The organism is Pelotomaculum terephthalicicum JT, from assembly GCF_022410535.1.
In the GTDB taxonomy this organism is placed as follows: Bacteria; Bacillota; Desulfotomaculia; order Desulfotomaculales; family Pelotomaculaceae; genus Pelotomaculum_D; species Pelotomaculum_D terephthalicicum.
Map to the genome: position 1 here is coordinate 69,254 of NZ_JAKNBL010000008.1, position 21,084 is coordinate 90,337.

Sequence of the window (21,084 nt, forward strand, 5' to 3'; positions counted from 1 at the left end):
TGCTGACTGCTGAATAATTTAATTTCCAATAAAATTTTATTTTTTCTTGGAGGAATAGTATAAAAAGTGTAGAAGCAATATATGTTGAGGGTGATTCAGGGGGTAGGCCGGGTGGACGGTAGCCGGCGCGCGTGTTCACTTGGGCGTGATCCGCTGATTAAGTATGCAGAAGAAAAAAGACTTTGATAAAGATGATAAAGATATAGAAAAACGGGACCAGCGGTGGGCGCTTCAGGCAATGGGCCTAACCACTGCTATCGGCACGGAGCTTGCCGTTACAGTTGTGTCCGGTTACTACTGCGGGCAGTTTTTGGACCGTCATTTCGGCACCGGGCCCTGGCTCATGCTGGCCGGGGTTATTGCCGGTATCGCGATTGGGATTACCGGCATATATAAAACCCTGCAGAGGTTTTTTGGGGAGAGGAAGTAAGCATAATGCGAGACTGGGATTTTGCTGGCCAGTTAGCTAGGACATTGCGCATATCCGGCTTTCTTTTAGCGTTCTATTGCTTCGTGCTGTTGCTGCAGCCGAAAAATCCTGTTGTTTGGGGTTTTCTGGTGGGTACGGCCACGGGTATGTGGAATGCTTTTTTTCTGAATAAAAGACTGCAGGCCCTTTCCCGGGGGAACTTGCTCCGCGCCAAAGCACAATTGCTGGCCGGTGTTTTCCTGCGGCTTCTCATCATCATGGCGGTCTTGTATTTTGTTTCCAGAACAGGTTTTGCCAATATTTACGCGGCCGCGGCCGGGATTTTCGTGGTTCCGTGCATCTTTACTTTTGGTATGGCGGGTGCCTTGCTGAAGGGAAGCGGCCTTGCCGGCTCTTTGAAATATAAGTCAGTAACTACGCAGGACTCAGGAGTCAGAAATCGGGAGTAAGTATAAGAGAGATGATTTTAAGGATACATCATTTTTTTTTACCGTTAAAGAATTTGGGATGATTGCAAGGGCATAAGGATACTTAATTCGAACATTTATGGGAGGAAATCACATCATATATTGAGTGATAAGCAAATTTAGTGTGCACCAAATCCAGCTATATCAATGGATTTGAGTTATGCAGATGGCTATCATTTAAAGAGAAGGAGGTGAGAAAAGAATATGTTAAGCATGGCAGAAGTTGAAGAGAGGCTAGATATTTGGGGAAACGTTTTTCATTTCTGGGAGTTGGATGAGCACGGGCATCAAATACTTTGGAATTTAAACATAGGCGGCATGCATTTTGAGTTTATCCCAAAAGTAATGGTGATGACCTGGCTGACAATGATCCTGGTGGCGCTTTTTGCCATTGTCGCCACCCGCAATATGGATATGCGGCGGCCGCGCGGGGTGCAAAATGTCTTTGAGATGATGTTTGAGGGAATCAGGAATCTGGTCAACCAGAACATGGACCCGCAAAAAGGAGCGGGTATCATCGGTGTGGTTATTACGTTCTTTATCTTTATCCTGTTTTCCAACATTCTTGGACTTGTACCGACGCTCAGTTCCCCAACAGCCAATCCCAACACCACTTTCGCGCTATCCCTGACTACTTTCGCGCTAATGTATTATTACGGATTGAAGTACAAAGGCGCCGGCTACTTTAAACATTTTGTCACGCCTTATGTTTTTTTCCTTCCAATTAATTTGATCGAAGAGTTTTCCAAGCCGGTCACGCTGGCCTTCCGTCTTTACGGGAATATTTACGGCGGTGAAGTGATGCTGATAGTTTTACTGGGGCTGTTTGGAATGTGGGCCGACTTGCTGGGAGGCTTTATCGCTTCGGTAGTATGGCTGGCCTTCAGTATTTTCGTTGGCTGCATCCAGGCGTTTATCTTTACCATGCTTTCTATCGTATATATTTCCATAGCTACCGCGGATCATTAGCCAAACTTTAAATGGTACCAAGTCTCTTAAAAAAACAGGTTAAGTATAACATTTAATGAAAGGATGGGAATTTTAAATGGAAAACGGAATGTTACAAGCTGGAGCCGCTATTGGTTGTGCTATTGCTATCGGCCTGGGCGCATGCGGCGCCGCTATCGGTGACGGTGTCATGACCGGTAAAGCGATTGAGGCGATTGCCCGCCAGCCGGAAGCCAGGGGATCAACAATGACCTTGCTGTTTATTTCTCTCGGTCTGATTGAGGCTCTGCCGGTTATCTCGATTGTTATTGCCTTCATGCTGTGGGGCAAGGTTGGTGGCTGAGAAAAGACATCAGTCGCCGGAAGCCGGATGCCGGCCATTGTTTGACGCCTGGCGGCAGGCGGCCGGATTTGCGGCGTGCGGCGGTTGGTTTCATTGACCTCCGGCCCCTAACGACCGAATTTACGTTTGACGTCCGGTGTCAGACGTGCGAATGGAGGGGAAAAAGTTTTGGAAAATTTTCCAAATGCGACCCTGCTGGCGCAGGTGTTTCACTTTATTTTGTTATTGATCTTCCTTAAATTTGTCGCGTACAAGCCCTTGACCAAACTACTCTCCGACCGTCAGAAGCTTATTGCCGACAGCATCGCGGCCGCCGAGCAGGAAAGGGAGCAAGCTGAGCAATATAAAGCAGAGTTTGAGGCGGAATTGCGCCGCGCCCGCGAGCATGCCCAGGAGATTATCCAGAAAGCTACCAAAGCGGGTGAGGAGCAGGCTGTTGAAATCATTGAAAGCGCCAAGGAAGAGGCAAAGAGGCTGAAAGATTCAGCCCTTGTCGAGATCCAGCGTGAAAAAGACAAGGCTGTTGCCGAGATGCGCGACCAGGCCGCGAGTCTGGCCATTCTTGTGGCAGGCAAGATCCTGGAGCGCCAGATTGACGACAACATCCAGCACGAGCTGGTCCAGGAGTTCGTTAAAGAGGCAGGGGAGCTGCTATGCTAAAAGGGGCTGTAGCAGGACGCTACTCGGCGGCGTTATATGATCTCGCCGTGGAATCGAATCAAGTTGACCAAATAGAAGAGGAATTAAAAGCCGTAGACACGATCCTTCAGGAGAACACCGACCTGCAAAAAGTGCTGTACCACCCCCAGATTACGGCTGCCGCGAAAAAGGAACTGCTCGACCAGCTGTTTAAGGGGAAAATATCCGAGTTGACCCTTAACTTCATTAAATTGCTGGTGGATCGCCGGCGGGAAACATTTTTGGGGGATATCGCGTCGGAGTTCATCGCCAAGGCCAACGCGGCGCGTAACATTGTGGAGGTCCGGGTCACATCGGTGGTAGATTTGAAAGATCAGGAAAAAGGCGAATTCGACCAGTTGCTGGCCAAGCTGACCGGCAAAAAAGTGCAGGTTTCTTATGCTACCGATCCATCTCTGCTCGGAGGAGTGTTGATCCGGATCGGGGACAAGGTAATTGACGGCACGATCAAGGCCAAGTTGGCTGCCCTCGGAGATCGTCTCAAGCAAATCAGCTAACTATAGATAGGGGTGAACCAGTGAATGAATTTGCGACCTGAAGAAATCAGTTCGATTATCCGGCAGCAAATAGATAAGTACCAGACAGAGATCGAAATGACCGACGTGGGTACCGTTATCCAGGTCGGTGACGGGATCGCCCGGGTATACGGCCTGATGGATTGTATGTCCATGGAACTGCTGGAATTCCCAGGCGGCGTGCTGGGGATGGCCCTCAACCTGGAAGAAGACAACATCGGCTGTGTTATTCTCGGCCCGTACAAGCATATTAAAGAGGGCGACACCGTCAAGCGCACCGGCCGGATTGTTTCGGTGCCGGTGGGCGACGCCCTGATTGGCCGGGTGGTCAACCCGCTGGGCCAGCCGCTGGACGGCAAGGGTCCGATTATGAGCGACAAGTTTCTTCCCGTGGAAAAAATCGCCCCGGGCGTTATGTTCCGGAAGAAGGTACACCAGCCGATGCAAACCGGCTTAAAAGCCATCGACTCAATGACTCCGATTGGCCGCGGCCAGCGGGAGTTGATCCTCGGCGACCGCCAGACCGGCAAGACCGCGATCGCCATCGACGCGATCATCAACCAAAAGGGTGGCGACGTGATCTGCATCTATGTTGCCGTCGGCCAGAAGCAATCTACCGTCGCCAACGTGATGCAGAAGCTGCAGGACACCGGGGCGATGGACTACACCATCATCGTTTCCGCCACTGCTTCCGACCCGGCCCCGCTGCTCTATATCGCTCCGTTCGCGGGTGCCGCCATCGGCGAGGAATTCATGTCCCAGGGCAAACACGTTTTAATTGTATACGACGACTTGTCCAAGCAGGCGTCCGCTTACCGCGAGCTTTCGCTGCTGCTGCGCCGGCCGCCTGGACGCGAGGCTTATCCGGGCGACGTCTTCAACCTGCACAGCCGGTTGCTGGAGCGGGCCTGCAAGCTTTCAGACGACCTCGGCGCCGGTTCCATGACCGCGCTGCCGATTATTGAGACCCAGGCGGGTGACGTTTCCGCCTATATTCCGACTAACGTCATTTCCATTACCGACGGCCAGATCTTCCTTGAGCCCGACCTGTTTTACGCCGGCATCCGCCCGGCGGTGAACGTGGGTATCTCGGTGTCCCGGGTCGGCGGCGCGGCCCAGGTGAAGGCGATGAAAAAAATCGCCGGCGGCCTGCGCCTCGACCTCGCCCAGTACCGCGAACTGGCCGCTTTTGCCCAGTTCGGCTCCGACCTGGACAAGGCTACCCAAGCCAGGCTGACCCGCGGCGAGCGCATGGTGGAGCTGCTCAAGCAAGACCAGTACGTGCCGATGCCGGTGGAAGAGCAGGTGGCGAGCATTTTCGCCGCGGCCAACGGTTTCCTCGACGACCTGCCGGTTGAGCAGGTGCTGCCGTTTGAAGCGGAATACTTGAAGTATATGAGGGCCAATAAAGCCAACCTGCTGGAGGAAATCCGCACGACTGGCGATCTATCGGATAAATTGGAGGAAAACCTGAACGCAGCCATTGCAGAGTTTAAGGCCGAATTCAAAGCCGCTCACGGTCTGACGTAATGCGTTTCAGACACTTACCGGCTAACAAGGTGGTGAAAACATAAATGGCAAGTTTGCGCGATCTCCGGCGCCGGATCAAGAGTACCGAGAACATGCAGAAGATTACCAAAGCGATGAAGGCTGTGTCGGCCGCCAAGATGAGGCGCGCGCAGGACGCGGTGCTGGCCGCCCGCCCGTATTCCAAGAGAATCAGGGGGGTGCTCGGCCGGGTGGCGCTGGCTTCCGGCGCGGTCAAGCACCCGCTGCTGGCCGTGCGTGAGCCGAAGAAAGTCTGCTACGTTATTATTACCGCAGACCGGGGCCTGTGCGGCGGCTTTAACGGCAACGTGATCCGGCGGGTGACGCAGGAGTTGAAAGGCGCCGTCACGGAAATCAGCATGATCACAGCCGGCCGCAAGGGATATGACTTTTTCCGCAAGCGCGGGTACAACATCGACGGGCAGTTCATCGGCTTGGGAGAAGACATCAAGTACCACACGGCTCAGGAAATCAGCTCGTTGGTTATAAAAAAATATACCGAGGCGGAATACGATGAGGTCTACCTCGTTTACAGCCAGTTTGTTAATGTATTGGTGCAGAAGCCTGTAGTGATGAAGCTGCTGCCGGCTGAACCGCCTGCTGAGGAAGGCCAGGCCAAGGAAGGCCAGGCCCAGAAGGTGAACTATATTTTTGAGCCTGCGGCGGAAGATGTGCTGGCTGAGTTGCTGCCGAAGTATCTTGAAAATGCTATTTACCAGGGGCTGCTGGAGTCCAAGGCCGGAGAGCAAAGCGCTCGCATGACCGCCATGGACAACGCCACGCAGAACGCCTCTGATATGATCAGCAAGCTGACGCTGTCCATGAACAGGGCCCGCCAGGCCGCGATTACGCGTGAAATTTCCGAAATTGTGGGCGGCGCGGCCGCCCTTGAATAAGGGTGAAGGAGGTAACGTGTAGCAAATGAACGTTGGACATATAGTGCAAGTAATCGGCGTCGTGGTGGACATCCGTTTTCCACCCGGCCAAGTACCCGACATTTACAACGCGATTAAAATAAAAAGCGAAAAAGAAGATATGTTTGGCCGGAAAATCGACCTTACCCTGGAAGTGGCCCAGCACCTGGGCAACAATACGGTCCGCACCGTGGCGATGTCGGCAACGGACGGCCTGGTCCGCGGCATGGAAGCGGTCGACACCGGCGCTCCGATCAGCGTGCCGGTGGGCAAGACAACCCTCGGCCGCATGGTGGACGTTTTGGGTGAGCCCATTGACGGCCTGGGCGAGATTCAAAGTGAGATGAAATATCCCATTCACCGCCCGGCGCCCCCGCTGTCGGAACAGTCAACCAGGGAGGAGCAGCTGGAAACCGGGATTAAGGTGATTGACCTGCTGGTGCCCTTCCTCAAGGGCGGCAAGATCGGCTTGTTCGGCGGCGCCGGCGTGGGCAAGACCGTCATCGTGATGGAACTGATCAACAACATCGCCAAGCAGCACGGCGGCATTTCAGTATTCGCCGGTGTGGGCGAGCGCACCCGTGAAGGCAACGACCTCTACAACGAGATGACCGAATCGGGCGTTCTGGACAAGACCACCATGGTGTTCGGCCAGATGAACGAGCCGCCGGGTGCCCGCCTGCGGGTGGTGCTGACCGGATTGTGCCTGGCTGAATACTTCCGTGACGAGGAAGGCGCCGACACCCTGCTGTTCGTTGATAACATCTTCCGTTTCACTCAGGCCGGCTCCGAGGTTTCCGCGCTGCTCGGCCGGATGCCGTCGGCCGTGGGCTACCAGCCGACGCTGGCCACTGAGATGGGCCAGATGCAGGAGCGCATTACATCCACTTCGAAGGGTTCGGTTACCTCTGTGCAGGCTGTTTACGTGCCTGCCGACGACCTGACCGACCCGGCCCCGGCCACGACGTTCGCCCACCTTGACGGCACCGTCGTGCTTTCCCGCCAGATTGCCGAGCTCGGCATTTATCCGGCGGTGGACCCCCTCGACTCGACCTCACGTATCCTTAGCCCGAATGTCATCGGGGCTGAGCATTACCAAGTGGCCCGGAATGTGCAAATGGTGCTGCAGCGCTACAAAGAACTGCAGGACATTATCGCCATTCTTGGTATGGAAGAGTTGAGCGATGAAGATAAAACCACCGTGGCGCGCGCCCGTAAGATGCAGAGATTCTTGTCGCAGCCCTTCAACGTGGGGGAGGCCTTCACTGGCATGAAAGGCAAGATCGTGCCGGTTAAAGAAACGATCCGCGGTTTTAAAGAAATTCTCGACGGCAAGCACGACGACCTGCCGGAGGACGCCTTTTTATTCGTGGGCGGCATCGAAGAAGCCGTGGAGAAAGCTAAGAAGCTGGCCGGCTAGACCTGCAGCCGGTAAAAAGCTGCCGGTCGGCAGGCCGCATATGGAAAGGCAGTGGATCTAAATGTCGGAAAAGACCCAGCGACTGGATATAGTGACACCAGAGAAAAAAATTTTCAGCGAAGATATCAGGTTCTTCGTGGCGCCGGGCAGCGAGGGTGAACTCGGTGTTCTGCCGGACCACGCCGCGTTAATCACCGCCCTGAAAATAGGCCTCTTGCGCATCGAGCAGGAAGGCAAGAAGTTTAATATCGCTGTGAGCGGCGGTTTCCTGGAGGTCAGGGACAGCAAGGCGACCGTATTGGCCACGGCGGCCGAACGGGCGGAAGATATTGACGTCGACCGCGCCGAGGCGGCCAAACAGCGCGCCGAGCAGCGACTTGCTTCTAAAACGCCCGACTTGGACGTGCTCAGGGCTGAGCTGGCGCTGAAACGTGCCATCAACCGCTTAAAGGCGACAGGCCGTTAAGTAAAGAGTGTATTGGCGCGGGGGGCTGACATAAGTCAGCCCCTCTTTGTATGGGGAAGCAAAGGGAGTTCTTTTTGCTTCTTGCCTGCCACATCACTCCGGTAGTATGATTCAGGTAATATATGGTAATAATAGGGCATAGAATTTAGTATAAGCCGGAGGATATTATGCCCTTTAAAAATCAAAAAAAATTATTGCCGTTATGCGGAGGATTGCTTATCGCGCTGGCCGCAGCCGCCTTGTTTCTGTGCCTGACGCCGGCGGGTCAAAGGCTTCTGGCGGCAAATAGTGAAGAAAAAATATTGCTGAACCTGCTGAAGTCATCCGGAGCTGAGCTCAGAACGACCCACGTGACCGGCTGGGTGAAAGTTGGCGATGCCGCACCATTCGCGGGCGAGCCGCAGGAAATGGCCAGCCTGGTTGCCGGACAACTGGGCTTGAACGTCCCCGTCTGTAAAACGGAAAGCTGGCAGAACGCCTACGCCCGGGGCGGCGAAATAACAGGAGAACTGTCCGACGGCAGCCAGGCTTCCGTACTCGGGCAGGTAATGGAATATCCGGAAGGGAATAAAGCGTCCCACATCATGGTCAACCTGGCGGTTGAGGATTACTGGAAGGCGCGGGCTTATAAAAAGCAGATCGGACAAGTTCTCAGCCGGTATGGTGATGATGAGCGCGTGGCTGTTTCTCTTTCCGGCTGGCTCGATGGAGATCTAAGTGATGAGGAGCTGGCGGCCCGCGCGGAGGAATTGATGAGCAAGGCGGGCGCGGCTGTTCAGGAAAGAGTGGCGCAGGACAATTTGGTCAGCCTGACCGGTTACAGCGCGCGCTTTTCCCGCGACCTGCGCTACGCCGGGAAAGAAGTAAACCTGAATGTGGCGATGCGCCGCAGTCCGGACTCCCACGGCGCGTTTATTTATGTGGCGTCACCGGTTATTCTTACCGAGTATTAGAAATATAATTATAATAGAACAAGTAGTCAGGAGTCAGAATTCAGGAGTCAGAATTCTGGCTTCTGACCCCCAAGTAGTACCTTTAAGGACGGAAGGTGTTCTTTTTGCGCAGGCTGTTGATTGGCGTAATGCTGCTGATTACCGCGCTGATTTTGGGAATTCCTTATCTGGCGGACAGGCAGATCCCGGCCAAATTCCTTCCCGGCGTGACCATAGTCAGGCTATACATACATGAGGAAAATAGAATTCAGCCGCTGCAATTGGAAGATTACCTGGTAGGGGTGGTTGCCGCTGAAATGCCCGCCGAATTTCCCCCCGAGGCGTTAAAAGCACAGGCGGTCGCCGCCAGAACCTATATAGTTAAGCGGATGAGCGCCGCCGGCGGCGTGGTCAACCCGCTGCACCAGGGTGCCGATGTTTGTGATGACCCTACGCACGGGCAGGCCTGGCTTTCCAGGGAGGACCTGAAGGACCGCTGGGGTACCCTGCATTATTATAATTACTACTATAAAGTAAAGAAGGCGGTGGACGAAACATCCGGCCAGGTGCTGACCTGGAACGGTGAATTGATTGACCCGGCCTATCACGCCTCCTGCGGCGGCAGGACGGAGAACTCTGAAGATGTCTGGCGATTTCAGGCTCCCTATCTGCGCAGCGTTCCCTGTCCCTATGAAACGGACCCTAAGCTGGTTCAAACCGCCGCCTTCAGCCTGGAACAGGTGGACCAGGCCTTGGGCACCAGCTTGAGCGCGGTTCCGGTAACGAGCGGCAAAAATGCTTCATCAGAGATAAAATTAATTGAAAAGACAAATACGGGCAGGCCAAAGAACCTGCTCATCGGCGGCAGGCAATTTTCCGCCGTGGCTGTAAGAGACCTGCTCGGCTTGCGCTCTACCAACTTCACCTGGACGGCGGACGGCAGTTCCCTAACTTTTACCACCACCGGCCACGGCCACGGGGTGGGAATGTGCCAGTACGGCGCCAAGGGGATGGCTGAACACGGCTACGACTACCGGGTTATCCTCAGCCACTATTACAGCGGGGCTGAGTTAACTAATCAGGAGTCAGGAGTCGGAAGCCAGGGGTCAGAATAAAAGATTTTATCGTCTTTAATATGCTGACTCCTGAATTCTGACTCCTCAACCCGCGCAAGCGGGTTGTTATTTTTTACCTTAACATTTCCGCCTCTACCTCGCATATATATTTACTAGCGAAGGAAGAAGGCACAGACGTATGGAGCTTTATCAATAAACTTATTATGATATCCGACGTCTGATGTCTGCCGACCGACGACTGCTACAGGAGGTAGGGCGATGCAGGATTATATTCAAAAGCGGGTACTTGACATCTGCGATTATATCCTGGAGTCCCAGGCTACGGTCAGGCGGGCCGCCCAGGTGTTTCAGGTAAGCAAAAGCACGGTTCACAAGGATATGACAGAGCGTTTGCCCTCTCTCAACAAGCAACTGGCCAGGGAAATAAAAAACATTCTTGAATACAACAAAGCAGAACGCCATCTCAGGGGCGGAGAAGCCACCCGCAGAAAATACAAGAATTTGCACGGGCTAGCGCAAAAATAACAGGATTTTTGTCAATTGAAGTAGAATATAATACCTTTATTTGAAATCATAAGAAATAACATTGGACAGGCAATATTTTTACCAGTCCTGAAAGGGGACAAGCTAATGCTTGGCGGCAGTGATATCGGTTTGGATCTGGGCACGGCGAACGTGCTGGTTTTCGTGAGGGGGAAAGGTGTTGTTCTGCAGGAACCGTCTGTCGTGGCCGTGGAACGGGGCAGCGGCCGGGTCATCGCCGTAGGCTCTGAGGCGCGCCGGATGCTCGGGCGCACTCCCGGCAATATCGTTGCCATCAGGCCGCTGCGTGACGGCGTGATTGCCGACTACTCAGTTACGGAGAAGATGCTCCGCTACTTTATCGGCAAGGCCGACGGCGGGCAAAAGCTGCTGTTCCGGCCCCGCGTGATGGTCTGCATCCCGTCCGCCGTAACCGGAGTGGAATTGCGCGCGGTGCGCCAGGCCGCCATCCAGGCCGGGGCCAAAACGGCGCACCTGATTGAGGAGCCCTTTGCCGCCGCCCTGGGAGCGGGCCTGGATGTTTTTCAGCCGAGCGGCTCGATGGTGGTAGATATCGGAGGCGGCACCACCGACATCGCCGTCATTTCGCTCGGCGGCATTGTCTGCAGCAACTCGCTGCGGATTGGCGGGGACAAGCTTGACGAGGCAATCGTGAAATATATTCGCAAAGAATACAGCCTGGTGATTGGCGAACGCACCGCGGAAGAGTTGAAAATCGGTATCGGAAGCGCGTTCCCGGACGGCACGGAGGACCAATCAATGGAAGTAAAAGGCCGGGACATGGTTTCCGGGCTGCCCAAGGCGATCGTGGTCAACCGGAGCCATGTGTACGAAGCAATCAAAGAGCCGCTTGATCTGGTGGTGGGCGCGGTGAAAGAAGTGCTGGAGCGCACGTCGCCCGAGCTGGCCGCCGACGTTATCAGCAAGGGTATTATCATGACCGGCGGGACTGTGCTGCTGCACGGGATCGACCAGTTGCTCAGCAAGGAAACCGGCCTGCCGGTAATCATCGCCGAAGATCCGCTCTCTTGCGTCGCCAGGGGCACAGGCAAGGCTCTGTCGATGATCGGCAACCTGCCGCGAATTTAATAAGATAAATATAATTTCTGGGTATTACCCCCTGACTTGCTAAATTTTTTTATTCACTTAATTAACTATTTTCCTAATTTAACAGGAAATTTTTAAGAGTTGTCGAAAGAGATAAATAATCGAAAAAAGTCGCTGCATTTCCATCAAGTCTTCCAGGGGGTTTCCCATGCGTTGTCGTATACCGTCCCGTAAGGGTTTGACCGGTTTTTCAGTTGTTACAGCCTGTTTGATTTTTACTGTTTTTTTAATATTCACCTTACTGCTGCATTATGAAAACCGCCTTGATCCAAAGAATAATATATCCTTTCTCAATGACCGCGCCAGGGATATCACCGGCGCCGCCGCGGTATATGCGCCGGGATTCGTCGTGCCGGGCGGCCTCACCGGGGAAGGGCAGATTGTGGCCGTCGCCGACAGCGGCTTGGATACGGGAAATATAAATGACCTGCACCCCGACCTGCAAAGCGCGCCGGGCAAAATGCCCAAGGTAGTTTTCTTGAAATCATGGGCCGGGCGGGACGTACCCGACGATCCGGACGGGCACGGCACACACATGGCCGCCACCGTCGCGGGGACGGGCGCCGCTTCCGACGGGAAATTCCGCGGCGTGGCGCCGGGCGCCAGTATTTATTTCCAGGCCATCCTTAACCAGGATGGCGAGCCGGAGTTGCCGGCCAACCTGGCCGATCTATTCTCGCCGGCCTATGCGGCGGGCGCGCGGGTTCATGTGGACGGCTGGGGCGGCGGTTTTAACGTTTACCAGGAGACGGCCGCGCAGGTGGATGACTTTATACGTGATCATCCCGACTTCCTGGCAGTCTTCGGCGCCGGCAACAGCGGGCCGTCATCCGGCACTGTCACCGCCGAGGCCAACAGCAAAAACGCCCTGGCCGTCGGCGCTTCCGTGCTGCCCCGGCCGGCCTTCGTGCCGGACGCGGATGATACCGCGGCAGCCGCGGATTTCTCTTCGCGCGGGCCGACCGGGGACGGGCGGATCAAGCCCGAACTTCTCGCTCCCGCTTCCGCGGTGGTTTCCGCCCGGTCGCGCCTGCTTGAAGGCAACCTGCCGGGGTATCCGGAATACACGCGCATGCAGGGGACAAGCATGGCCGCCGCCGTTGCCGGCGGCTCGGCAGCCCTTTTAATGGAGTATTTTGAGAAATATATGAATGTAACCAACCCGTCGGCGGCCCTGGCCAAGGCGACGCTGATCAACGGCTCCCGTCCCGCTGCAGGCGGCCCGTCAAAAGAGGGCTTCGGGGTAATTGACCTGGCCGGGACGGTAATTGCGTTAAAAGAAAGCCAGTGCGAAGTGGCCGACGAGTTGGCCGGGGTATCTCAAGGAAACGAAATGTCTTATACGTTCCATGTTTCCGACACCTCATCCCCTTTTAAAGCCACCCTGGCCTGGACCGACCCGCCGGCCGAATCAGGCAGCGCTCAAACGCTGGTGAACGACCTTGACCTGATTGTCCGGACACCTGACGGAAGAGTGTTTTACGGCAACCACTTCCTGGGTAAAAACGTGCCGGACCGGACAAACAACGTGGAGCAGGTTTACCTGCCTTCACCAGTGCCCGGGGATTATACCGTAGAAGTAACCGGCGCGGGCGTGCGCCGGAATACTGTGAGCGGCAGCGCCGCGGCCGCGCAGGATTTCGCCCTGGTTTGGGGGCAAGCCCCGGCCGAAAGTGTAGTAAAAAGCACCGGCGGCAGATCGATAGAACTGGCGGACGGCACCTCGTTCAAACTGGCCGATCTGCCGGTGATAAATCTCATTAACGGCAATATTGCTCCGGCGGATGCCGGCCACTTTTTTCCCGGGGCGGAAGTCTACCGGACTCCTCAGCGGATCTACCTGGCGGCCCGCTTATGGCGCGCCACCGGGGTAAAGGCGCTCAATACGGCGGAAGGGACTGTTTTTACGGAAATCAATTCTTCCGTCAGGCTGGGAGGCTACAGTCTGCCCGCTGATGCCGGGGAGATCATCTTGAACAGCCGGTCTGTGCCGCCGGGCGAGCTGCCCCCGGGAGTGGAGATCAGCGCGGTGGTCAACCCGGTGGACCAGAAAGTCCGGCAGGTTCGCGCCGGTTACGCCGAGCGTGCGGGTGTTGTTTCGGCACTGCGCGACGAGAACGGGCGGAAAACAATCGTGCTTGAGGGAAACGGGGGAACTTACCGTCTTGCCGGCGATGCGGTTTGTTCTTACGAAAACAGTTACAACGCCGGTGCTGAAACGGCGGATATGCCCTTCGGCACCGGCGCTTTGGATGAATTGGAGAAAGCTTTGCCGGGCATGCCGGTGCGCCTGCACCTGGCGCCATCCAGCGGCGAGGTGCAGTACCTGGCGGTAAAGCGGCAGGTGGTCCTCGGCACCGTACGTGATCCTGTCGCTAACAGCGGTGGGATACGGATGGAAAACGGCACTTTTATCCAGATTTTCCCGGGCGCGCCGGTTAGAAAGGACAGGGAGACTGCCAATTTTGACGCGATCAAGCCGGGAGACCATGTAACAGCCGTGCTCCTGCCGGACACCGGCGAGGCAATCGGCCTGGTGGTATATAGCAGTGTTCTTTACGGGAAGATCATTGATTTTACCAGAAAAGACAGGGAACTTTACCTGCTGGATAGCAGCGGCCGCTACCGCTCTTTATACTTGTCTCCGGATGCTGTTATCTACCGGTGGGGGATCAGCACGCCGGACGACGCTATAGCAACCGGGCGCTGGGTCAGGGTCACAACCGACCCGGCCGGTGCAGAAGTGTGGAGGCTGGATATAGGAGAAACTTTCGATGATGAGAGCACATTTACAGGATATGATAGCGCAGAAGGCATTATCACCACCGGAGAGGGCGGGCGTTACCGGCCTTCCGGCTTAACCCGTTATTATAAAAACAGCTATCCGATGCTGCCGGGAGATTTTCTTAAGGGTGAACAGGTTGAAATAGAATACGCCACTGCTCCTTCACCAACCGGAAACGTGCTGCTGTCGGTAAACGCGCGTTCTGCCGTTTCGCCGCCGCTGCTGTTTACCTCTGCCGTCCCGCTCCAAGGCGGTTTGGCGGTGTCCGGCAAGGCCGGCGTCGACACCAATGTTTACCTGTGGGGGCAAAAGGGCTTCAAACAAGCGATTTCCGTTGACGAGTCAGGCAGGTTCAGATGCTTCCTTAAGCAGGACAATCAAGACCAGGACAATGAAGAAGAATATAGTTATACAATTGTGGCCGTGGACCGGCTAAAAGGCGGCGTCACCGGCAGGAAGATAAACATGCCGGACAGCGAAGGGAAAGATGATGTTGCAATAATTATCGCCGAAGTGATGAGGCAGGCTCTGGCCGACACAGCACGGGGAGGAGATTTCAGACGTTTGTCCGGTGTGCCGCTGACGCGGGCGGAAGCGGCTGCCGCGCTGGCGCGGCTCTTGAACTGGCCGGAGGCCAGCGAATGGCCTCTGCCCTATGTTGACGCGGAGGATATTCCGGCGCCGCTTCGTCCCGCCGCGGCTGAAGCGCGGGCGCGCGGCATTATCAACGGTTATCCTGACGGAAGCTTCCAACCGGCAGGCAACTTGAGCCGCGCCGAGATGGCGGTGATTCTTGCTGCCGTCCAGCGTGACATTGGAATTGAAATTGGCTCTGCTTCGGAATTGCCTTACCTGGACGCAGGCGATATACCCGCCTGGGCGGCCGATGCCGTTGCCGAAACAACAGCTGCGGGGCTTTTCCGTGACCGGACAGCCGGTGCCTTTGCGCCGGACGACCTGGTTACAGTCGGGGAGATGGCCATCCTGCTGGAAAGACTGCTGGATGTCTGTGAGATGCCGTGAGGCATATGCTATTTATTTGCCGCATGGTATTTATGTAAGGATGTGAAGGAATGTACCGGATGATTAGCTTAACCCTGGCAATATTATTATTTTTTCTCACTCCTGTTCTGTCCGCCGAATGCTCTGAAAAGTGGTCGCCCCGTGTGGTTTGGCAGGCGGCTAAAATAGGCAAGCTGACATCAGAACTGCAGTTGGGTCCTAACGGCTTGTTTTACGCGCCGTCCGGAAACAAGCTGGCCGCACTGGAGGCAAATGGCCGCAAACTATGGGAGATTACCTCGTCCAGCGGCGGCAAATCGGGACGTCCGGTGTTTGACCCGTACGGATCAATATTTATGCCGGGCAATGCTTTGATTCAGGAGATAAAGTTAAACGGCAGCAAAGGATGGAGCTTCCAAGTTTATCAGAATGACAGCAAAGCAGCGGCGCAACTGACCACCGGCCCCGGTAATTTATTATATTTGCCCCTGCCGTCGGCCCTATACGCTGTTGATACCGCGGGACACTATAAATGGATGGTAATGCGCTGGGGCGAAGAGGGTGCCGGCAGCACCCAGCTTGATACCGACTGGGAAATTTTAGCCAGCACGGGAAACGAGCAGGCTGTATTTGTCGTTCTCGGCAGGAAAGATGAAGGGTTTTACTTGACGGCGTTAAGCGAAGAGGGAGAGATCTATTGGCGCTACCCGCTGGGTGACATTAAGGGGGCCAATCTGGTCAACGGCGCGGACGGCCGGATATATGCCACTGTTAATCCCCAAAAGATTGACAGCTTGAACAAAGGGAGAGTTCTCGCGTTCGACAGCTATGGCGACGGCAGTCCCCTGTGGAGTTATCGGGTGGGGTACGACAACCTGACAGCCCCCACCCTTTCCGAACATGGCCTGCTTTACTTCTGCGCCGGGGAAAGACTTTACGCCGTAAATCAAGATGACGGCACGGAAGCATGGCATCAAATTTTTAGTGAGGCTATTTCCCGGCCGTCGGTGGATGAAAGCAGCATGCGCGTTTACCTGGGAACGGGAGACAAGCGCTTGCTGGCAGTGAACCCGCTGGGACGGCTGGATTGGGATCTTGCCCTTGACGGCAAGGTTTCCATGCAGCCTTTCGCCGGACCCGACGGATATCTTTATGTAATGACAGACGCGGGAACCCTGTACAAAATTATAGATGAACCGCCGGATACTAATGGAGACTACGATGATTATTAAAAGAACAAGAAAAAACAGCCTCTCTTTTCTGATTTTTTTCATATTTTTTTTCGTTGTTTTCGCGATTTGGGTATGGTGCCGCTGTTCACCCGCCTTAGCCGCCAAGGCGCAAGATGTTGTTTCTTTTAGCGATTTGCCGGAGCACTGGGCCCGGAGCCATGTTACCCGGCTGGCCACCCTGGAGATGGTCAAAGGTTATCCGGATCATACTTTCAAGCCGGATCAACTGGTCAACAGGCTGGAAACAGTGGTGTTAATCGTCCGTTCAGGTGGTTTTGCCGCGGAGGCTGAGAAACTGGCCGCTAATAGTAATAAAAAAAAGAATAGCGCAAACTCCGCGAGCGGCGTGGAAACAAAACAAACGCCCAAAGTGCCCTGGGGGCAGTCCTATATCGATCTGGCAGTGGAAAAAGGATTTCTCGCGCCGGATGACCCGGAAGATTATGATTACGCCGGGCCGGTGACCCGGCTTGAGGTGGCGGAACTTTTGGCGCGGGCCATGTGCCTTGTGCCGTCTTTGACTGGAAATGAGTCGGAACCGGCTGAAAATAATATATTGGCGGAAGGCGGCTTGTCTTCCGCTGAAACCTTTTCCGACCTGGATACGCTGGAACCTGAAGAACAAGTCTATGTCGCAGCGGTTGTTAACGCGAACGTCATGTCCGGCTACCCGGACGGCACCTTCCGGCCGCGGGACACTCTAACCCGGGCTGAAATAGCGGTAATCCTAAGCCGGCTAGTGGACCGGGGATGGGTAAAAATCCCGGACGGACGCCGCCTTGCGGGATGGATTGCCGGTATCGAGAAAAATAAAGATCGCCGGGATATACTTTTCAACTCCCTGTCCGGCGCGCAAAAGCTCCAGGTGGCGGGCAATGTCCAATGCTTCCTGGCGGAGGAGGAAGAATCCCTGGAGCAAGCGGTTGGTTTTCGCTGCGAGGTAATTTTGGACGGGCGCCGGCAGGTAAGCTGGGTTAATCTTTTGGAGCTAAAGGATGACGCGGTGGAAACAGAGAAAATCAGGGGATCGGTTAAAATGGTGGCCTTGGGCGAGGACAATTTAATGGTGCTTTGCGATATGAATGTAAAAGACTTGATTTTGCCCCTGGCCTGGGATGCTGTTGTAAGCGGGGGAAAAGCGTCAAAGGGGTTTAGTTCGCTTAAACAAGGTGACTTTGTGGATGTGCTGGTGTCCCAAGGGCAGGTCAGAAAAGTAACCCTTCTTGATGTGAAGACAACTTCCGGCGAGGTGAAAAGGATTGAAGACGGGCGCCTTTATTTAAAAGGAAGCTCCTCAGGGAAAAAACCGGCATGGTTTAATCATTATGATTATGCGCGGATAGTGGATAAAGACGGGATTCGGCAGGATAGCGTGACGGTCGGCGATAAGGTTAAAGTCACTTATCTTGATCCGTTACCCGGTGAGATTGATGATGAGGTAGTGGTTGAGATAAAAGTTACGAAATAGTCCTGCGTCTGATGAATTCAAAAATATTAATAACTTTTTTTTGGGGAGGTTATCCAAAATGACTGATCTTAGAAAGAGGCTATTTTTCATTTTAGCCGCTATGTTAATTACTGTAGTATGCACAGCGTCAGTTGTGTATGCTTCTTCTAACATGCAGACGGTTCAAGCGTATCAGGGCGTAAGAATCTTATACAATGGGCAGGAATTGACGGGTTCAAATCAACCCTATATTATTAACGACACTACATATGTGCCTGTGCGCATGATCATGGAAAGTATTAGCGGCAAAGATATCTATTGGGATCCGTCTAACTATCAAGTCGTGATTGCAGATAATACGAGTACAGTTGAAGCTGCCTTAAGAGAGCAACTGACAAAAAAGGATACTGAAATAAGTACACTGCAAAATGAGATAAGCAGTCTCCAAAGTAAAATCACAACACTTAACACAAAGATCAGCGAGCTTGAGGATGAAATAGACAAGAAGGATAGTACGAGTATAAGTAAAATAGAAGATGAGCTCGATGATTATTTTGAGGATGCTGGAGATGATTATTTTAGTGACGATGGAATAGATGTGTCGATTAAGCTGAGCGGCGACGAGGACGACTTGGCGTATACAATTAAGCTTGACTTTAGCTACGCGGATAATTATTCAAATTTAACAAAAGTCAGCGAAACTAAAATAAAGAGTTTTATGAGTGCCGTAAAATCAAGAATCAACAAGGAAGCTGACGGCACCGATTATGAGGATGCGAAAATCACAGGAAAACTGGTTGATAATAATTATTCCAATTATTATGTGAAATATAACGGCAGCAAGTATACTTACAGCTGGGATAATGATAGTTCAAGTAACAGTACGGATTTAAGCGAAATAGAAAATGAGCTCAATGATTATTTTGCGGATGCTGGAGATGATTATTTTAGTGACGATGGAATAGATGTGTCAGTAGCGCTGAGTGGTGACGAGGACGACTTGGCATACGTAATTAAGCTTGATTTTAGCGACGCGGATAGTTATGCGAACTTAACAAAAGTGAGTAAAACTAAAATAAAGAGTTTTATGAGTGCCGTAAAATCAAGAATCAACAAAGAAGCTGACGGTACCGATTATGAGGATGCGAAAATCACAGGAAAATTGGTTGATAATGATCGTTCCAGTTATTATGTGAAATATAACGGCAGCACCTATACTTTCAGTTGGGATAGTTAGTCAGTTAATAAGTGTGGGAGATAGGAAAGTGGTTGTTGGATTAAACAACCACTCTCCTTGATCGCTAATACTTAAAGGCCGGGTTTAACCCCGGCCTCCTTATCCTACCTGCTCTCCAGCCATAACATGATTACCCGCTTGCCCGCCTCGGCATCCCAAGCGGTCAATTGCTGTTTATATGAAGCTGCCTGCATTTCCAGTTGCCGCTTTTCTTCAGATTCACTGGCTGAATTGATTCTTGATTGTAGGTCATTGTACTGTATCAGTGTTTCATTGTATATGGAAGTTATGTCACGTCTCTCGTCCTGTCTGTCTATTAATGAACCCGCGCCCGTCAGTCCTGAGATAAGGCTGGTCGCCTGTTCTGAAGCCACCGTCAGCCTTAAGACAACGATTTTTTTACCGCCGCTCTGTTCCTCCGGCAACACCTGAGTAACTGCTCCGTGGCCATATGCCATCGTCACCGCTTTGGCCCTGGCCCCGGCCAAGTCGTCAACAGCCAGTTTTAAAAAGGTGCTGGTCACATTTATGCCGTTGCTAAGCATTACATGGGGTTCTTCCATTAAAGACTTGTTATCGGCCGCTGTTGGCGCCTTTCCCTCTCCTTTATCTGTGGGGCCGTTATTACCGCTTGCCTGCTCACTTTCACTGGGATTGGCCGACCCGCCAGCATCCGGTATGTTTTCTTCGCCGGGCGGCTGAGTGTTATTGCTATCGCCCGGCTGTATTCCGTCATTCCCGGAAGCATCATTTGACGACGGCACGGTGTTTTCCTGATCATCTATTACACTCGTTTCAGGTGGTGAGTACACGATCACTTTACCGTTGCCGTCCATTTTCAATCCGGCTACACCTCCGGCGATAATCAGGACGGCCGCGGCGGCTGCGGCAACCGCACTCCGCCAGGCTGCCGGCAGCCTCGGTAACATAGTCCGACGTTCGGTGCGCAGTTTGCTCATCACCAGACCGCATAATTCCGGCGGCGCCTGGATTTCTTCCTGGCCCATCTCCCGCAGTGCCGCGGCGAGCCTTTTTTGCATATCCATTTGATGCGCACACTGTAGGCAAACCGCCAGATGTTCCGCCATGGCCGCCTGCTCGTCTCCGGTAAGTGTCCCGTCCAGGTGATCTGGTATTAAATTCAATGTTTCCCGGCAATCCATCTGCCGTCACCTTCTCTCCTCATATAAAGGCAACACTTCTCCGGTCTCCCGCGCTAGATCAGTTATCTTGCGCCGCATTACCTCCCGTGCCCGGTTAAGCCGCGACTTTACCGTTCCCAGGGAGCACTCCAGCATGCGCGATATTTCCTCGTAGCTGTACCCTTCCATCTCTCTCAGCACCAGCACTGTTCGGTGCTCATCGGAAAGCTCCATTAACGCCACCCGCACCAAGCCGCGAAATTCCTTTTCCTCCAGCGCCAGGAGCGGGTCTCCGTCATCACTGGCAATCTCTCGCTGAATTTCGCTTCCGCCCTCGTCCTTGTATGGTTCGTCCAAGGACAACGTTTGCTTTCCACCATTTTTGCGCCGGAAATTAAGCCATGCGTTTACGGCGATCCGGTGCAGCCAGGTGCCGAAGTCCGCCTCGTTCCGGAATCTGTCCAACGCCCGGTAGGCTCTGATGAATGTTTCCTGCGCCAGGTCCTGGGCGTCGTCGCGGTTGCCTGAAAGCTGCAGGCTGAGGGCGTAAACCCTGTTCTGGTGGATTCGCACAAGTTCTTCAAAAGCGGAAGAGTCTTTCTTTTTTGCTCTTTTTACCAGCAATTCCGTATCGTTCATGGGAGGCTTACTCCTAGCATGTGTAAAAACCTCCCGTTTACTATATTAGACACAGTCACGCCGGATAAAGTTCCGGCCACGGGAGGACGATATAAATTTAATTTTTCTGAATACTCCTGAACATCATTTCAAGCGTAAAAATAAAATCCTCACGATAATTATAAGGTGATAGAGTTTATGGAATCAATCAAA

General features: G+C 53.6%; 20 protein-coding genes. 18 read left to right on the forward strand and 2 right to left on the reverse strand.

What is annotated here, in order from left to right:
• The first annotated feature begins 163 nt into the window (after positions 1 to 163).
• The 18 genes from L9W92_RS07595 (at position 164) to L9W92_RS07680 (ending at position 19,111) form a co-directional block, all read left to right on the forward strand.
• Positions 164 to 430, forward strand: coding sequence for an AtpZ/AtpI family protein (locus L9W92_RS07595; RefSeq protein ID WP_240083153.1), 267 nt, complete (start codon positions 164 to 166; stop codon positions 428 to 430).
• 5 nt (positions 431 to 435) lie between these two features.
• The gene (locus tag L9W92_RS07600) at positions 436 to 879 is read left to right on the forward strand and encodes an ATP synthase subunit I (RefSeq protein ID WP_240083154.1); all 444 of its coding nucleotides are present in this window, start codon (positions 436 to 438) and stop codon (positions 877 to 879) included.
• 222 nt (positions 880 to 1,101) lie between these two features.
• Entirely contained in the window at positions 1,102 to 1,866 is a 765-nt protein-coding gene (gene atpB / locus L9W92_RS07605; protein ID WP_240083155.1) for a F0F1 ATP synthase subunit A, read from the forward strand.
• Between the two features lie 88 nt (positions 1,867 to 1,954).
• Complete coding sequence (gene atpE, locus L9W92_RS07610; protein WP_240083156.1) at positions 1,955 to 2,188, forward strand: F0F1 ATP synthase subunit C; 234 nt, start codon at positions 1,955 to 1,957, stop codon at positions 2,186 to 2,188.
• 168 nt (positions 2,189 to 2,356) lie between these two features.
• Positions 2,357 to 2,848, forward strand: coding sequence for a F0F1 ATP synthase subunit B (atpF, locus tag L9W92_RS07615; protein WP_240083157.1), 492 nt, complete (start codon positions 2,357 to 2,359; stop codon positions 2,846 to 2,848).
• Entirely contained in the window at positions 2,842 to 3,384 is a 543-nt protein-coding gene (locus tag L9W92_RS07620) for a F0F1 ATP synthase subunit delta (protein ID WP_240083158.1), read from the forward strand. Before atpF ends, L9W92_RS07620 begins: the two co-directional genes overlap by 7 nt.
• Positions 3,385 to 3,408: 24 nt before the next feature.
• Positions 3,409 to 4,932: a F0F1 ATP synthase subunit alpha gene (atpA, locus tag L9W92_RS07625; protein WP_240083159.1), complete on the forward strand. Its 1,524-nt coding sequence runs from the start codon at positions 3,409 to 3,411 to the stop codon at positions 4,930 to 4,932.
• Positions 4,933 to 4,976: 44 nt separating this feature from the next.
• Positions 4,977 to 5,846, forward strand: a complete 870-nt coding sequence (gene atpG, locus L9W92_RS07630) for an ATP synthase F1 subunit gamma (protein ID WP_240083160.1) — start codon at positions 4,977 to 4,979, stop codon at positions 5,844 to 5,846.
• A 25-nt stretch (positions 5,847 to 5,871) separates the two neighbouring features.
• Positions 5,872 to 7,284: a F0F1 ATP synthase subunit beta gene (gene atpD / locus L9W92_RS07635; protein ID WP_240083161.1), complete on the forward strand. Its 1,413-nt coding sequence runs from the start codon at positions 5,872 to 5,874 to the stop codon at positions 7,282 to 7,284.
• A gap of 61 nt (positions 7,285 to 7,345) precedes the next feature.
• Positions 7,346 to 7,750, forward strand: a complete 405-nt coding sequence (locus tag L9W92_RS07640; RefSeq protein WP_240083162.1) for a F0F1 ATP synthase subunit epsilon — start codon at positions 7,346 to 7,348, stop codon at positions 7,748 to 7,750.
• 167 nt (positions 7,751 to 7,917) lie between these two features.
• Positions 7,918 to 8,703 carry a YwmB family TATA-box binding protein gene (locus L9W92_RS07645; RefSeq protein ID WP_240083163.1) on the forward strand — a complete coding sequence of 262 codons (786 nt, stop codon included), beginning with the start codon at positions 7,918 to 7,920 and terminating at the stop codon, positions 8,701 to 8,703.
• Positions 8,704 to 8,807: 104 nt separating this feature from the next.
• Positions 8,808 to 9,797 carry a stage II sporulation protein D gene (gene spoIID / locus L9W92_RS07650; RefSeq protein ID WP_240083164.1) on the forward strand — a complete coding sequence of 330 codons (990 nt, stop codon included), beginning with the start codon at positions 8,808 to 8,810 and terminating at the stop codon, positions 9,795 to 9,797.
• 219 nt (positions 9,798 to 10,016) lie between these two features.
• The gene (gene spoIIID / locus L9W92_RS07655; RefSeq protein WP_240083165.1) at positions 10,017 to 10,283 is read left to right on the forward strand and encodes a sporulation transcriptional regulator SpoIIID; all 267 of its coding nucleotides are present in this window, start codon (positions 10,017 to 10,019) and stop codon (positions 10,281 to 10,283) included.
• A 105-nt stretch (positions 10,284 to 10,388) separates the two neighbouring features.
• Positions 10,389 to 11,390: a rod shape-determining protein MreB gene (gene mreB, locus L9W92_RS07660; protein ID WP_240083166.1), complete on the forward strand. Its 1,002-nt coding sequence runs from the start codon at positions 10,389 to 10,391 to the stop codon at positions 11,388 to 11,390.
• A 166-nt stretch (positions 11,391 to 11,556) separates the two neighbouring features.
• The gene (locus L9W92_RS07665) at positions 11,557 to 15,216 is read left to right on the forward strand and encodes a S8 family serine peptidase (RefSeq protein WP_240083167.1); all 3,660 of its coding nucleotides are present in this window, start codon (positions 11,557 to 11,559) and stop codon (positions 15,214 to 15,216) included.
• A gap of 50 nt (positions 15,217 to 15,266) precedes the next feature.
• The gene (locus tag L9W92_RS07670; RefSeq protein ID WP_240083168.1) at positions 15,267 to 16,427 is read left to right on the forward strand and encodes an outer membrane protein assembly factor BamB family protein; all 1,161 of its coding nucleotides are present in this window, start codon (positions 15,267 to 15,269) and stop codon (positions 16,425 to 16,427) included.
• Positions 16,417 to 17,895, forward strand: a complete 1,479-nt coding sequence (locus L9W92_RS07675; RefSeq protein WP_240083169.1) for an S-layer homology domain-containing protein — start codon at positions 16,417 to 16,419, stop codon at positions 17,893 to 17,895. The genes L9W92_RS07670 and L9W92_RS07675 overlap by 11 nt, the downstream gene beginning before the upstream one ends.
• Before the next feature lie 58 nt (positions 17,896 to 17,953).
• A complete protein-coding gene (locus L9W92_RS07680) occupies positions 17,954 to 19,111 on the forward strand; it encodes a stalk domain-containing protein (RefSeq protein WP_240083170.1) in 1,158 nt (385 codons plus the stop codon).
• 104 nt (positions 19,112 to 19,215) lie between these two features.
• Here the strand turns inward: L9W92_RS07680 and L9W92_RS07685 are convergent, their stop codons facing one another.
• Both L9W92_RS07685 and L9W92_RS07690 read right to left on the reverse strand, forming a co-directional pair.
• Positions 19,216 to 20,274, reverse strand: a complete 1,059-nt coding sequence (locus L9W92_RS07685) for a zf-HC2 domain-containing protein (protein ID WP_240083171.1) — start codon at positions 20,272 to 20,274, stop codon at positions 19,216 to 19,218.
• 6 nt (positions 20,275 to 20,280) lie between these two features.
• Positions 20,281 to 20,892 (reverse strand): sigma-70 family RNA polymerase sigma factor, encoded by a 612-nt coding sequence (locus L9W92_RS07690; RefSeq protein ID WP_240083172.1) that lies wholly within the window; start codon positions 20,890 to 20,892, stop codon positions 20,281 to 20,283.
• Between the last annotated feature and the right edge of the window lie 192 nt (positions 20,893 to 21,084).